The following is a 14,292-nucleotide window of genomic DNA, read 5'->3' as shown; positions in this document are numbered from 1 at the left end:
CTACAATGAAAAACGAACGATCGTTCTATTAACTATCGAGGTGTCCGAATGACTGCTGAATACAAAGTCCACGGCGATATCGCCGTGATCACCCTCAACAACCCGCCCGTCAACGGCCTGGGTTTTGCCACCCGCCTGGCCGTCACGGACGCACTGGCCAAAGCCAATGCCGATGCCGCCGTCAAAGCCATCGTGCTCACCGGAGCCGGCAAGGCTTTCTCGGGTGGCGCGGACATCAAGGAATTCGGCAGCCCCAAGGCGCTGGCCGAGCCCAATTTACTCAGCGTGATTCTGGCCGTGGAGAACTCGGCCAAACCCGTCGTGGCCGCCGTGCATTCGGTGTGCATGGGCGGCGGCCTGGAGCTGTCGCTCGGCTGCCATTACCGCATCGCCGCACCTGGCTGCAGCGTGGCCTTGCCTGAAGTGAAGCTTGGCCTGGTGCCCGGCGCTGGTGGCACACAACGCCTGCCACGTGTGCTGGGCGTTGAAGCCGCGCTGAACATGATCGTCAGCGGCGAGCCCGTGAAGAGCGAATTGCTGGCCAGCGTGCCCGGTCAAAAGCTGTTCGACAAACTGTCGGCCTCGGTGGAGTCGCTGGCCGACGAAGCCTTGGCTTTTGCGCGCGAAGTTGCTTCTGTCCGCCCGCTGCCGCTGGTGCGCAACCTGCCATGCAAACACCCGTTGGGCGATGCGTATTTCGGCTTTGCGCGCAACATGGTCAAGGGCATGGCGAAGAACTTCCCCGCGCCGCTGAAGTGTGTGGACGCGGTAGAGGCCGCCACCAAACAAAAGTTTGACCAGGGCATGCTCACCGAGCGCGAAATGTTCATCAATCTGATGTGGACGCCCGAGAGCCGCGCACTGCGCCACATCTTCGCGGCCGAACGTGCCGCGTCGAAAATTCCGGATGTGCCGGAAGACACACCCAAGCGCGACATTCAGTCCGTCGCCGTCATCGGCGCGGGCACCATGGGTGGCGGCATTGCCATGAACTTCTTGAACGCCGGCATCCCCGTGAAGATGCTGGAGATGAAGCAAGAAGCGCTAGACCGTGGCGTGGCCACCATCCGCAAAAACTATGAAGCCCAAGTGAAGAAGGGCAAGCTCAAGCAAGACAAATACGAGCAGCGCATGGCGCTGTTGAGCACCACGCTGAGCTACGACGAAATCGGCCAGGCTGATCTGGTGATTGAAGCGGTGTTTGAAGAACTCGGCGTGAAGGAGGCCGTGTTCAAAGAGCTGGACCGTGTGATGAAGCCCGGCGCCATTTTGGCATCCAACACCTCCACGCTCGACGTCAACAAAATCGCCCACTTCACCAAGCGCCCGCAAGACGTGGTGGGCATGCACTTCTTCAGCCCCGCCAACGTGATGAAGCTGCTGGAAGTGGTGCGCGGCGAAAAGACCGGCAAAGACGTGCTCGCCACCGTGATGGCGGTGGCCAAGAAAATCCGCAAGACGGCCGTGGTGTCGGGTGTGTGCGACGGCTTCATCGGCAACCGCATGATCGAGCAATACAGCCGCCAAGCCGGCTTCTTGCTGGAAGAGGGCGCTACGCCCGCGCAGGTCGACAAGGCGGTTGAAAAGTTTGGCTTTGCCATGGGCCCGTTCCGTATGGGCGACCTGGCCGGCAACGACATCGGCTGGGCCATCCGCAAGCGCCGCTACGTGGAAAAGCCAGACCTTAAGTACAGCAAGACCGCAGACCTGCTGTGCGAAATGGGCCGCTACGGCCAGAAGACTGGCGCTGGCTGGTATGACTACCAGGCGGGCAAGCGCGACGCCATTCCGAGCGCGCAGGTCGAAAAGATGATTGCCGATCACCGCACCGCGCAGGGCATCACGCCACGCAAAATTTCGGACGAAGAAATCGTGCAGCGCCTGGTGTATTCGCTGGTCAACGAGGCCGCGCACATTCTGGAAGAAGGCATTGCCTCTAAGGCCAGCGACATCGACATGGTCTACCTCACGGGTTATGGCTTCCCTATCCACCGTGGCGGCCCCATGTTGTACGCCGACCAAGTGGGCCTGTTCAACGTGGTGCAAAGCATGAACCGCTTTGCGCAAAACCCGCTGGACGACGCCAAATTCTGGCAGCCCGCGCCGCTGCTGGCCAAGCTCGTTGCCGACAGCAAGACATTCAATTGAGGACCGCACCATGACCGCAGCAGTGATTGTTTCCACCGCGCGCACCCCTCTGGCCAAGAGCTGGAAGGGCGCCTTCAACATGACCCACGGCGCCACCTTGGGCGGCCACGCCGTGGCCCACGCGATTCAACGCGCCGGCATCGAAGCCGCCGAAGTTGACGACGTGCTGATGGGCTGCGCCACGCCTGAAGGCGCCACCGGCGCGAACATCGCACGCCAGGTGGCTTTACGCGCCGGTTGCCCGGTGACGACCAGCGGCGCCACCGTTAACCGTTTTTGTTCGTCTGGCCTGCAGACCATCGCCATGGCCGCGCAACGCATCATCGCCAACGAAGGCGATATTTACGTGGCCGGTGGTGTGGAAAGCATTTCTTGCGTGCAGCAAGAGATGAACCAGCACATGCTGCGCGACGCCTGGCTCGACAAGAACAAGCCAGAGATCTACTGGAACATGCTGCAAACCGCCGAGCAAGTGGCCAAGCGCTACAACATCTCGCGCGAGCAGATGGACGAGTACGGCGCGGCCAGCCAACAGCGTGCCACCGCCGCGTTAGAGGCTGGTTTGTTCAAGGACGAAATCGCGCCCATCACCGTCACCATGGGTTTGGCCGACCCGGTGCGTGGCCTCAGCACCAAAGAAGTGACCTGCAGTGCCGACGAAGGCATTCGCCCCGGCACCACCGTTGAAGCTATTCAAGGCCTGCGCTCGGCTTTGCCGGGTGGCTTGGTCTCGGCCGGCAACGCCAGCCAGTTCTCTGATGGCGGCGGCGCCGTGGTCGTGATGAACGAAGACGTGGCCAGCCGCCGTGGCTTGAAGCCGCTGGGCCGCTTCCTCGGTTTTGCCGTGGCGGGTTGCGAGCCCGATGAAATGGGCATTGGCCCGGTGTTCGCCATTCCCAAGGTGCTCAAGCGCCTGGGCCTGACGATGAACGACATCGACCTGTGGGAACTGAACGAAGCCTTCGCTGTGCAGGTGATCTACTGCCGCGACAAACTGGGCATTCCCGCCGACCGCCTGAACGTGAACGGCGGCGCCATCGCTGTGGGCCACCCCTACGGCGTGAGCGGCCAGCGTCTCACCGGCCATGCCTTGATTGAAGGCAAACGCCGTGGTGCGAAGAAGGTGGTGGTCACCATGTGTATTGGTGGCGGCATGGGCGCGGCTGGTGTGTTTGAGGTGCTGTAAGCGTGAGCGGCCCCCAGGTCTCACCTGAAGAGTTTGTGGCCATGGCGCGGCAGGTGTTGGCTGAGCAGCCGTTCAGCCAACTGCTGGGCACGCGCCTGAACAGCGTGAGCCCGGGCAAGGTCGAACTGGAACTAGACCTCACGCCGCAACTGTTGCAACAGCACGGCTTTGCACACGGTGGTGTGCTGAGCTACCTGGCCGACAACGCGCTCACCTTTGCCGGCGGCACCGCCCTGCAAGTGCCGGTGGTGACCTCGGAATACAAAATCAACTACGTGCGCCCCGGCGTGGGCGAGCGCTTGGTGGCCCGCGCCCACGCGGTGCACGTGGGGGCCTCGCAGGCCGTGTGTACGTGTGAGGTATTTGCTGTCACTGCGGGCGTTGAAAAACTCTGCGCACTGGCCCAAGGCACCATCTCACGCTTGCCGTCCAAAGAGGCAGCAAGCAAAGAGGCTAAGACAAAAGAGGCTACAACTAAAGAGGCCTCCGCTTGACGCTGCGCCGCACGCTCGACTTCCTGCTGTTCGACTGGCTGGATGTCGAGACGCTGAACCAGCGCCCGCGTTTTGCCGACCATTCGCGTGAGACTTTCGATGCCGTGCTACAAACCTGCGAACGCATCGCCCGCGACAAATACGCACCCCACAACCGCACGGTCGATACCCAAGAGCCGCACTTCGATGGCGAGCGGGTTCTCCTGCCCGAAGCCACCCACGCCGCGCACCGTGCCTACGCCGAATCCGGCATGTTGGCTGCAGCGCAAGACTACGCCATCGGCGGCATGCAGTTGCCCTACAGCGTGCAGGCGGCGGCCAACAGCTTCTTCGCCATGGCCTCGGTCAGCATCAACGCCAGCTTGCTGACCACCGGCAACGCCAACCTGCTGATGGTGCACGGCACGCCGCTGCAGCAGCAGGTGTTTGCCCACAATGAATTCTCTGGCCGCTCGGCCGGCACCATGTGCCTGTCGGAGCCGCAGGCAGGATCGAGCCTAGGCGACATCACCACGCGCGCTGTGCCCGATGGTGACGCGTTTGCCGCAGACGCACTGGGCCCGCGCTACCGCCTCGTGGGCCACAAGATGTGGATTTCGGCGGGCGACCACGAGTTGACCGAAAACATCGTCCACATCGTGCTGGCGAAAATTCCGGACGAACACGGCAAGTTGCCTGCGGGCACACGTGGCATCTCGTTGTTCATCGTGCCCAAGCACATGGTTGATGTGCACGGCCAACTCACCGGCGAGCGCAACGACGTGGCGCTCGCGGGCCTCAACCATAAGCTCGGGTGGCGCGGCACCACCAACACACTGTTGAATTTTGGCGAAGGCAAATACCCGGTGGACGGCCGCGCCGGTGCCGTGGGCTACCTGGTAGGCCAGCCCGGCGAGGGCTTGCGCTGCATGTTCCACATGATGAACGAGGCGCGTATTGGCGTGGGCATGGCGGCCACCATGCTCGGCATGGCCGGTTACCACGCCTCGCTGGACTATGCGCGTAACCGCACGCAAGGCAGGCCTGTGGGGGCGGCAGGTAAAGATGTGGCAAAGCCGCCCGTGCGCATCATCGAACATGCCGACGTGAAACGCATGCTGTTGGCGCAGAAGGCTTACTGCGAAGGTGCGCTGGCACTGGAGTTGTATTGCGCGCGGTTGGTCGACGAGCAACACACGGCCGATGCTGCAGCGGCCGACGTGGCCCGCTTGCTGTTGGAAGTGCTGACGCCTATCGCCAAAAGCTGGCCTAGCGAGTGGTGCCTGGAAGCCAATTCGCTTGCCATCCAGGTGCACGGCGGCTACGGCTACACACGCGACTTCCCGGTCGAGCAATACTGGCGCGACAACCGCCTCAACATGATCCACGAAGGCACACACGGCATCCAGGCTGCCGACCTGCTGGGCCGCAAAGTGTTGATGGAGCAGGGCCGTGGCTTGCAGTTGCTGACCGAACGCATTCACGCCACGGTGGCCAAAGCCTGTGATGTGGCCGCATTGCAGACCAACGCGCTCGCATTGAAATCGGCATGGCAGCAAGTGCTTCACGCCACAGAGTTGGCTTGGGGCTCTGGCGACCCCAGGCAGGCCTTGGCCAACGCCGTGCCTTACCTGCAAGCTTTTGGCCACGTGGTGCTGGCGTGGATCTGGTTGGACGTGGCTTGCTGTGCGAGCACACAGGCGGCGGAAGATGCATCGTCGCCAAGCGCAGGTGTAAGCTACGCCACTGCCTACTTCTATGCTTACGAACTACCGAAGATTGGCGCCTGGCTCAACGTGGTGCAACAGGGCGATTTGACCTGCGCCAACATGCCTGAGGATTGTTTTTAGTACAGTGCCATCCATGACCAAAGCCAAAAACATCAAGCGCCTGCAAAACCTCATTTGGGTGCTGGTTTACGGGGGCCTGTTGACCTTCATCCTCGGCCTGTTTACACAGCGCACAGATGTAGCCCTTGGCACCTCTTTGTCGTGGTTCGGTGGCGTGGTGGCCGTGGTGGGCTTTGCGCTCATCTACGTGCGTTCACGCCTCAAGGTCACTCCCGACTAGCTTTTACTTATCAGCATGATCAAACACATCGTCTTCTGGAAATTCAAAGAACACGCCGGGGGCGCCACACGCGCCGAAAACACCGCCAAGGCCCGCGCACTGCTCGAAGCCTGTGCCAACCTGGTGCCGGGCATCCTGAAGTTTGAAGTCATCACCGCGCAGCCCGGTTGCGAGACCACCGAGGATCTGGCGTTGTACTCCGAGTTCGTCGACCAGGCCGCACTGGACGCGTACCAAAACCATCCGCAACACGTGGCACTCAAACCCTTTATCGGCGCCACACGCGACACGCGCCAGTGCATGGACTACGTCGTTTAGGCCAAGCGTTGCCGCGCCGATGCCCCAGATAAAAATTCAATAGGAGACAAGCGATGACCCGTGCCGTGCAACAACTCTTCGACCTCAAAGGCAAGACCGCTTTGGTCACCGGCGGCTCGCGCGGCCTGGGCCTGCAAATGGCGCAGGCGCTGGGCGAGGCCGGCGCGCGCATCATGCTCACCTCGCGCAAGGCGGGCGATCTGGAAGAAGCCTCGGCCTCGTTGCAAGACCTGGGTATCGACACACGCTGGATGGCCGCCGACTGCGGCAAAGAGGCTGACATCGAGCACTTGGTGAGCGAAACACTGCACCGCATTGGCGCCATCGACATCCTGATCAACAACGCCGGCGCCTCTTGGGGCGCTCCGGCCGAGGCGCACCCCGTGGCCGCGTGGGACAAGGTGATGAACCTCAACGTGCGTGGCTATTTTTTGCTGAGCCAGCAGGTCGCCAAGCTCAGCATGATCGAGCGCAAGCGCGGCAGCATCATCAACATCGCCTCCATCGCGGGGCTGGCCGGCAACCCGGTGGAGATGCAGACCATTGCCTACAACACCTCCAAGGGCGCGGTGATCAACTTCACCCGCGCGCTGGCGGCGGAGTGGGGGCGCTATGGCATCCGCGTCAACGCCATTTGCCCTGGCTTCTTCAAGACCAAGATGGCCAGCGCGTTGATCGAGCAGTTGGGCGAGGACAAGATGGCCGCCCACGCGCCCTTGCGCCGCCTGGGCGACGACGAAGATTTAAAAGGCTTGGCGTTGCTGTACGCCAGCGACGCGGGCAAACACATTACCGGCCAGTGGCTGGCGGTGGACGGCGGTGTGAGTGCAGTCATCGGAGGTTAGTGCTATGTCTTTGGGTTTTGGCGTTCCCATTCCGTTTGTCGACCATCTCGGCTTTGAGCTGATGCGTTTTGAAGACGGCCAATCGCAAATCGATTTCAACCCGCGCCCCGAGCACATGAACTCGTTCAACGTGACCCACGGCGGCGCCATCATGACCTTGATGGACGTGACCATGGCGGCGGCGGCGCGCAGCGTGCAGCCCGAGATGGGGGTGGTCACCATCGAGATGAAAACCAGCTTCATGCAGCCCGCCAAGGGCGCGCTGCGCGGCGTGGGCAAGCTGCTGCACCGCACGACCAAGATGGCCTTTACCGAGGCTCAATTACTCGACGTCCAGGGCCGCCTATGCGCCCAGGCCACTGGCACGTTCAAGTACGTGCAGCGTCCACCCGCGCAAGCGCAAGACGCCACGAATAGCGCCGATTCGGCCAACCAACACCCCGCCACCGACTGAGCGCTTTCGCGTCACCGGTTGGTGCTTCCCCAACATTTTTCCGCACACCCACCATGGCCCAAAACAAACAAATCCTGCTCGACAACCGCCCCCAAGGCGAAGCCACCGTCAGCAACTTCAAACTCGTCACCGTAGAGACGCCCGCGCTGCAAGACGGCCAGGTGCTGGTGCGCCACCACTACCTGAGCCTCGATCCCTATATGCGTGGCCGCATGAACGACAGCAAGAGCTACGCAGCACCACAAGCCCTGGGCACACCGATGATCGGCGGCACCGTGGGCGAAGTGGTGGAGAGCCGCAACGAACGTTTCAAGGCGGGCGACCACGTGGTCGGCATCGGTGGCTGGCAGCAGTACGCGGTGGTCGATGCCACGCAGATCGGCTACCTGCGCAAGGTGGACACCACGCACGTGCCGCTCAGCGCCTACCTCGGCCCGGTGGGCATGCCCGGCGTCACCGCCTGGTATGGCCTGATGCGCATTTGCGAACCCAAGGCCGGCGAGACCGTGGTGGTCAGCGCCGCCAGTGGCGCCGTAGGCAGCGTGGTGGGGCAACTCGCCAAGTCGCGCGGTTGCCGCGCGGTGGGCATTGCCGGTGGGCCAGACAAATGCCGTTATGTGGTCGATGAACTCGGCTTCGATGCCTGCATCGACTACAAGGCGCACGCCAATGCGCGTTCGCTGTCGCTGGCCTTGAAAGAAGCCGCACCTGATGGTGTGGATGGCTACTTTGAAAACGTCGGCGGCATGGTGCTGGAGGCTGTACTCTCGCGCATGAACGCCTTCGGCCGTATCGCGCTGTGCGGCATGATTGCCGGCTACGACGGCCAGCCCATGGCGTTGGCCAACCCATCCTTGCTGTTGACGCAGCGGCTCAAGCTGCAAGGCTTCATCGTTGGTGAACACATGGACGTGTGGCCCGAAGCGCTGGCCGAACTCGGCAAGGGTGTGGCCACCGGCCAGATCAAATACCGCGAGACCGTGGCCCAAGGCATTGAGGCCGCGCCCGAGGCGTTTCTTGGCTTGCTGAAGGGCAAGAACTTCGGCAAACAACTGGTCAAGCTGATCTAAGTTCTGAGGAGCGCCCCATGTCCGACCTGATCCTGCACCATTACCCCACGTCGCCGTTCGGTGAAAAAATCCGCGCGGTGCTGGGCTACAAACAACTCGCCTACAAGTCGGTGCTGATGCCGCGCATCATGCCCAAGCCCGAGTTGCAGGCGTTGACCGGCGGCTACCGCCGCGCGCCAGTGCTGCAGATCGGTGCGGACGTGTATTGCGACACCGCACTCATCTGCGACGTGCTGGAGCACCGCGCCGCCTCGCCCACCTTGTACCCACCAGCGGTGAAGGGCGCCACACGCATCGTCGCGCAGTGGGCCGACACCACTTTGTTCTGGGCCGCCATGGCCTACAACCTGAGCCCCAAAGGCGCGGCCGCGTTGTTTGCCGGTGCGCCTGTGGAAGTGGCCAAGGCCTTCGGACAAGACCGCGCGGCCATGGCCGTGGGCATGACCCGCCTGCGCCCCGGTGACGCCACGGCCGCCTACAAAAGCTACCTGCGCCGCTTGGCCAACATGCTCAGCGACAAGCCTTTTTTGCTGGGTGATGCTCCTTCGCTGGCCGACTTCGCGGCCTACCATCCTCTGTGGTTCAGCCGCGTCACCAACCCCGTGATGGCCGACATTCTGGACGCCACGCCCGCCGTGCTGACCTGGATGGACGCCATCGCCGCCTTGGGTCACGGCAAGCCTGAAGACCTGAGCCCGCTGGATGCGATTGCCGTGGCTGCCGCCAGCACCCCGGCACCTTTGGCCGACGAGCCGTTTGTCGACGAACACGGCATTCCGCTGGGCAGCCGCGTGACGATCACCGCCGAAATCTTTGGCCATGAAGCCACCGAAGGCGAACTGCTCGCCGCCACGCGCATGCACTACACGCTGCGCCGCGAAGACGAGCGCGCGGGCACAGTGCATGTGCACTTTCCGCGCGTGGGTTATGTGCTGAAGAAGGCTGAGGCCTCAACCTGAATTTAAGCACCGGCTCAAATTTCAGCGCGTTCGGCCAGCAGTCAAAACAATAACGGAGACAACCGTCATGCTCGCAGACCTCAAAGGCAAAACCGCCGTGCTCACCGGCGCCGGCTCGGGCTTCGGCCTGGAATGTGCGCGCATCGGCGCCGCGCGCGGTATGAACCTGGTGCTTGTGGATGTGCAGCAGGATGCACTCGATCGGGCAGAGGCTGAACTCACGGCGGCAGGCGCGCAGGTGTTGGCGCGTCGGGTTGATGTGTCGAACGCGGCGCAGATGGAGGCGCTGGCCCAAGCCGTGCAACAACGTTTTGGCGCGCCGCATTTCGTCTTCAACAACGCCGGTGTGGGCGCGGGCGGCCTGGTGTGGGAGAACTCGGTTCGCGACTGGGAATGGGTGCTGGGCGTCAACCTCTGGGGCGTGGTGCACGGCGTGCGGCTGTTTACGCCGATGATGCTGGCCGCCGCGCAGGCCGACCCGGCTTACCGTGGCCACATCGTCAACACCGCCAGCATGGCCGGCCTGTTGGCGCCCCCCAACATGGGCATCTACAACGTGAGCAAACACGCGGTGGTGAGCCTGACGGAAACGCTCTACCAAGACCTGCGCCTGGTGACAGCCCAAGTCAGCGCCAGCGTGTTGTGCCCGTACTTTGTGCCCACCGGCATTCACCACAGCGAACGCAACCGGCCAGCGTCAGAGGCCGCAGATGTGGCCACCCAAAGCCAGCGCGTAGGCCAGGCGATGATCGACAAGGCCGTGGCCGCCGGCAAGGTTTCGGCCAGCGACGTGGCGCAACTGGTGTTCAATGCATTGGCCGCTGGCCAGTTTTACATCTTCAGCCACCCACAGGCCTTGGGCGCGGTGCAAACTCGGCTGGAAGACATCATGCAAAGCCGCAACCCCAGCGACCCGTTTACGCACAAGCCCGAGCTGGGGGAGCAACTGCGCGCTGCGTTGCGGGCTGGACAGAAGTCTTAAGAGAAATCGGCCTCTGGCGCGCTGTAGGTATGCAGCGGCAGCTTCTGAATTGATAGTAAAACGCACCATGTCGTCAACCGTACACCACGCCTTTTTTGATACCGCTCTGGGCCGCTGCGGCGTGGCCTGGGGTGAAGCTGGGCTGTGCGCCGTGCAACTGCCGGAAGTGAATGCCGAGCGTGCGTTGCAACGCATCCACAGCCGTGCACCCGGCAGCGTGGAGGCGAAGCCACCACCCGAGGTGCAGTTCGCCATGAACCGCATCGCCGCGTTGCTCGATGGTGCGGTGGACGACCTGCAAGACATCCCGCTCGACATGTACGGCATCTCGCCGTTTTACCAACGTGTGTTCGCTCTGGCGCGGCAAATCCCGCCAGGCCAAACCACCACCTACGGCGCCATGGCCGAGGCTTTGCAAACCCCGGGTTCGGCGCGCGCCATTGGCCAGGCGCTGGGTTTCAACCCCTTCGCGCCGGTGGTGCCATGCCACCGCGTGCTGGCCGCGCAGGGCGGGGCGGGTGGTTTCTCGGCTGCTGGTGGGCTCAACACAAAATTGCGCATGTTGGAGATTGAGCGCGCGGTATTAGGGCAGGGCCCCGGCTTGTTCGACGCGCTCTAGGTCCCCTGTAGAGGAGCCGGTGCGGCTCGGGTGTGTTGATAAGCTTTTCATATCAACCATCCTCAGAATTCATCAGTATCGGTGGCGAAGTGTCATTTCTAGAATCGTTGCATGACCTCAACGACTCCACACAACGCCATTGAAATCGGGGCACTGCCAAGCCCTCTTGACCCCGGTGTACTGCGGCTGTTGGCGCAAGCCGAACCCGCCACCATTGGCCATTTTCGCGAGCACGGTTTCATCCATCGCCGCGTCAATGCCCTTAACACCGTGCCCAGAACCGTGGGCACGGCCGTCACGGTCAGGCTGCACGGCCTGGACGGTTCGGTGCTGCACCATGCGCTCGGCCAGTTGCGGCCCGGCGACTTTCTGGTGGTCGACCGCGATGGTGACGACGCCATCGCCTGCATTGGCGGCGCCAGCGCACTGGCGGCCAGCGTCCGCGGCGCGGTGGGCGTCATTGTTGACGGCTGCGTCACCGACATTCAGGAACTGCGTGACATCGGCCTGCCCATCTGGGCCCGGGGACTGAGTGCGCGCACCACCCGCAGCGAAGGTCTTCGAGGCGCATTTTGTGTACCGGTGAGCTGTGGCGGCGTGACCGTGCGGCCTGGCGACGCCATCCTGGCCGACGAAAACGGCATCCTCGTTTTGCCACCACACGAGATCGAGAGCGCTGCCTTGCAGGCCATCGCACTGCAAGAGCGAGAAATCGGAACCCTGATCAAGTTGAGAAACGGGGAACCCTACCCCGACATTCTTGGCACCACCTTGCACAACACTACCCGAGCCACTTCATGACTTCAAAGACCCTCCAGAAGCCCGCCGCGTTTCCCTCTCTTGCACACATTGCCGCCGACCTGCGTTCCGGAAGAACCTCCAGCGTCGATCTCACAAAGGATTGCCTGCAACGCATCGCCCGCTTTGACTCCACATTTCAATGCTTCATTTCCGTGTTTGAAGAAGAAGCTCTCAAGGCTGCCACGCGGGCCGATGCAGAGCTGGCGTCTGGCATAGACAAGGGGCCGCTGCACGGCATTCCGGTCGCGCTGAAGGACTTGTTCGACATGAAGGGGAAGGCCACCACGGCGGGCTCGCCCCTGCTGCTGCAGAACGTGGCCCCGCAAAATGCCGAAGTCGTGGAGCAACTTGAACGTTGCGGCGCCATCATCGTGGGCAAGACGCACCTGGTGCAGTTTGCGCTGGGCTCCTGGGGCACCAACCAACACATGCCTACACCACGCAACCCCTGCGGCTCGCCTGATGTGACATTGGTACCCGGTGGCTCCAGCAGCGGTTCTACCGTGGCTGTGGCCGCGAATCTGGTGCCTTGGGCGCTGGGCACCGATACGGGCGGCTCAGTGCGCGTGCCGGCGGCCTTCTGCGGCATCGTGGGCTTCAAACCGACGATTGACGCGCTGCCTAGGCAAGGTGTGTTTGCGCTGAGCCAGAGCCTGGACAGCGTGGGTGTGCTCACGCGTTCCATTGACGACGCACGCATCTGCTTTGAGGCGCTGCTGCCCACGCCTCAAGCAGCCGGCACAGAACCTGCTGCGTCCAAAAGGGTGGGCCACCTGCTGCCGAACGAACTCTCGGCACTGCAACCCGATGTGGCCCGCGCTTACGCCACCAACTTGGCGCAGTTGGCGCAGGCCGGCTACACCCTGGTGCCATTCGAATTTCCGGTGGCGATTGAAGCTTTCAAAAGCGTGACGAATGCCATCATGATCACCGAAGGCGCTGCGGCCAACGCGCGTTTTCTGGCAGATGCCGACGCGCCCATCGACGCGTCGGTGCGTCCGCGCCTGGTGGCCGCCAGCACCACCCTGGCGGTGGACTATTTGCATGCACAGGAAACAGCCGCCCAGTGGAAGCTGCAGTTTGCCCAGACCATGGACCGGCTGGACATTTCGGCCGTGGTGATGCCCACCACCGCTTGCACCGCGCCACGGATTGAAGAGGTAGACCACAGCCAGGCGCCGGTGCACTTCACCCGGCCGATGAATCTGTTGGCGCTTTGTGCGCTGTCATTGCCCGCCGGCTTCGATGCAAATGGCCGCCCGATTGGCTTGCAGCTTGTGGGGCGCGCGTGGGACGACCAGCGCCTGCTGGCGGTAGCTGCCGCGATGGAAGAAGTGGTTCGCCCTGTCAACACCAGCCTTCTAGAGGTCGTCGATGCTTAAGAAAATTCTGGCACTCTCTCTGGTCGCCGTGAGCCACATGGCGATGGCCGAAGACTATCCGGTCAAGCCGGTGCGTTTGATCGTGCCGTTCCCACCAGGCGGCAGTGTGGACCTGGTGGCCCGCCTGGTAGGCAAAAGCTTGTCCGACACCTTGAAGCAACCCTTCATCATCGACAACAAGCCTGGTGCATCGGGCAATATCGGTGCGGATTTTGTTGCTAAGTCGGCGCCCGACGGCTATACGCTGTTGGTGGGCAGCGCGGGCGTGTTTGCCGCCAACCAGTATCTCTACGCCAACCCGCCATTCGACCCGCAGAAAGTGTTTGCGCCGGTGATGCGGGTGGTGGATCAGCCCAATATCCTGGTGGTAAACCCAAGCTTTCCAGCGAAGAACTTGAAGGAGCTGATTGCACAGGCCAAGGCCAAGCCCGGCAAGCTTACCTTTGGCAGCGCGAGTGTGGGGTCGGCACAGCACTTCTCTGCCGAAGTGCTGATGCAGCAAGCCGGAGTGGAATTGCTGCACGTGCCCTATAAAGGCGGCGCGCCTGCGCTGACAGATTTGATGGGCGGGCAGATCGACTTCTTGTTCGACACATCGCCCACCGCGCTGCCATACGTCAAAAGCGGCAAGCTGCGCGCCTTGGCCATCACCAGCGGACAACGTTCACCGTTGCTGCCGGATGTGCCTACGATGAAAGAGGCGGGCTTGCCCAACTTTGAAGTGGTGACGTGGACCGGCATTGCCGCACCGGCCGGTACACCCAAGCCCATCGTCGACAAACTCAATGCCACCATCAGAGCAGCCCTGCGCGGCGATTTGCGCAAGCAGTTGGAAGAAACCTCGCTGATTCCTGCCGACGGCTCGCCCGAAGACTTCCGCGAGTTCATCCGCAAAGATGCCGAGAACTACGAGCGTCTCGTCAAGACCGCAAAGATCACGCCGCAGTAGCTGCGCGCAGGTCAGGGATCACCATCACGGACGCTG

The 14,292-nt window shown here is 62.5% G+C and carries 15 protein-coding genes; all 15 read left to right on the top strand.

Annotated features, from left to right (window positions below):
* Nucleotides 1-48: 48 nt before the first annotated feature.
* The 15 genes from ACPWMG_RS14935 to ACPWMG_RS14865 all read left to right on the top strand — a co-directional run bounded on the left by ACPWMG_RS14935 (nt 49) and on the right by ACPWMG_RS14865 (nt 14,256).
* Nucleotides 49-2,148: a 3-hydroxyacyl-CoA dehydrogenase NAD-binding domain-containing protein gene (locus tag ACPWMG_RS14935; protein WP_483300273.1), complete on the top strand. Its 2,100-nt coding sequence runs from the start codon at nt 49-51 to the stop codon at nt 2,146-2,148.
* Nucleotides 2,149-2,158: 10 nt separating this feature from the next.
* The gene (locus ACPWMG_RS14930) at nt 2,159-3,334 is read left to right on the top strand and encodes an acetyl-CoA C-acyltransferase (RefSeq protein ID WP_483300272.1); all 1,176 of its coding nucleotides are present in this window, start codon (nt 2,159-2,161) and stop codon (nt 3,332-3,334) included.
* Between the two features lie 41 nt (nt 3,335-3,375).
* Nucleotides 3,376-3,828, top strand: coding sequence for a PaaI family thioesterase (locus tag ACPWMG_RS14925; RefSeq protein ID WP_483305258.1), 453 nt, complete (start codon nt 3,376-3,378; stop codon nt 3,826-3,828).
* Complete coding sequence (locus tag ACPWMG_RS14920) at nt 3,825-5,657, top strand: acyl-CoA dehydrogenase (RefSeq protein WP_483300271.1); 1,833 nt, start codon at nt 3,825-3,827, stop codon at nt 5,655-5,657. Before ACPWMG_RS14925 ends, ACPWMG_RS14920 begins: the two co-directional genes overlap by 4 nt.
* Nucleotides 5,658-5,670: 13 nt before the next feature.
* A complete protein-coding gene (locus tag ACPWMG_RS14915; RefSeq protein WP_483300270.1) occupies nt 5,671-5,877 on the top strand; it encodes a hypothetical protein in 207 nt (68 codons plus the stop codon).
* Between the two features lie 15 nt (nt 5,878-5,892).
* The gene (locus tag ACPWMG_RS14910) at nt 5,893-6,195 is read left to right on the top strand and encodes a Dabb family protein (RefSeq protein WP_483300269.1); all 303 of its coding nucleotides are present in this window, start codon (nt 5,893-5,895) and stop codon (nt 6,193-6,195) included.
* Between the two features lie 53 nt (nt 6,196-6,248).
* A complete protein-coding gene (locus ACPWMG_RS14905) occupies nt 6,249-7,040 on the top strand; it encodes an SDR family oxidoreductase (protein ID WP_483300268.1) in 792 nt (263 codons plus the stop codon).
* Nucleotides 7,041-7,044: 4 nt separating this feature from the next.
* Nucleotides 7,045-7,494 carry a PaaI family thioesterase gene (locus ACPWMG_RS14900; RefSeq protein ID WP_483300267.1) on the top strand — a complete coding sequence of 150 codons (450 nt, stop codon included), beginning with the start codon at nt 7,045-7,047 and terminating at the stop codon, nt 7,492-7,494.
* A gap of 53 nt (nt 7,495-7,547) precedes the next feature.
* On the top strand, nt 7,548-8,564 hold the full coding sequence (locus tag ACPWMG_RS14895; RefSeq protein ID WP_483300266.1) for an NADP-dependent oxidoreductase: 1,017 nt from the start codon (nt 7,548-7,550) through the stop codon (nt 8,562-8,564).
* 17 nt (nt 8,565-8,581) lie between these two features.
* Nucleotides 8,582-9,523 carry a glutathione S-transferase family protein gene (locus tag ACPWMG_RS14890; protein WP_483300265.1) on the top strand — a complete coding sequence of 314 codons (942 nt, stop codon included), beginning with the start codon at nt 8,582-8,584 and terminating at the stop codon, nt 9,521-9,523.
* 67 nt (nt 9,524-9,590) lie between these two features.
* On the top strand, nt 9,591-10,505 hold the full coding sequence (locus ACPWMG_RS14885) for an SDR family oxidoreductase (RefSeq protein ID WP_483300264.1): 915 nt from the start codon (nt 9,591-9,593) through the stop codon (nt 10,503-10,505).
* Nucleotides 10,506-10,572: 67 nt separating this feature from the next.
* Entirely contained in the window at nt 10,573-11,124 is a 552-nt protein-coding gene (locus ACPWMG_RS14880) for a methylated-DNA--[protein]-cysteine S-methyltransferase (RefSeq protein ID WP_483300263.1), read from the top strand.
* Nucleotides 11,125-11,235: 111 nt separating this feature from the next.
* Entirely contained in the window at nt 11,236-11,925 is a 690-nt protein-coding gene (locus ACPWMG_RS14875) for an RraA family protein (RefSeq protein WP_483300262.1), read from the top strand.
* The gene (locus tag ACPWMG_RS14870; protein WP_483300261.1) at nt 11,922-13,307 is read left to right on the top strand and encodes an amidase; all 1,386 of its coding nucleotides are present in this window, start codon (nt 11,922-11,924) and stop codon (nt 13,305-13,307) included. Before ACPWMG_RS14875 ends, ACPWMG_RS14870 begins: the two co-directional genes overlap by 4 nt.
* Entirely contained in the window at nt 13,300-14,256 is a 957-nt protein-coding gene (locus ACPWMG_RS14865; RefSeq protein WP_483300260.1) for a Bug family tripartite tricarboxylate transporter substrate binding protein, read from the top strand. Before ACPWMG_RS14870 ends, ACPWMG_RS14865 begins: the two co-directional genes overlap by 8 nt.
* Nucleotides 14,257-14,292 lie beyond the last annotated feature (36 nt).

The sequence above is a fragment of the Hydrophilobacter chitinilyticus genome, assembly GCF_049860745.1.
In the GTDB taxonomy this organism is placed as follows: domain Bacteria; phylum Pseudomonadota; class Gammaproteobacteria; order Burkholderiales; family Burkholderiaceae_C; genus Rhodoferax_B.
Note: the sequence above shows the minus strand (reverse complement) of the source record. Positions and strands in the feature narration are given on the sequence as shown.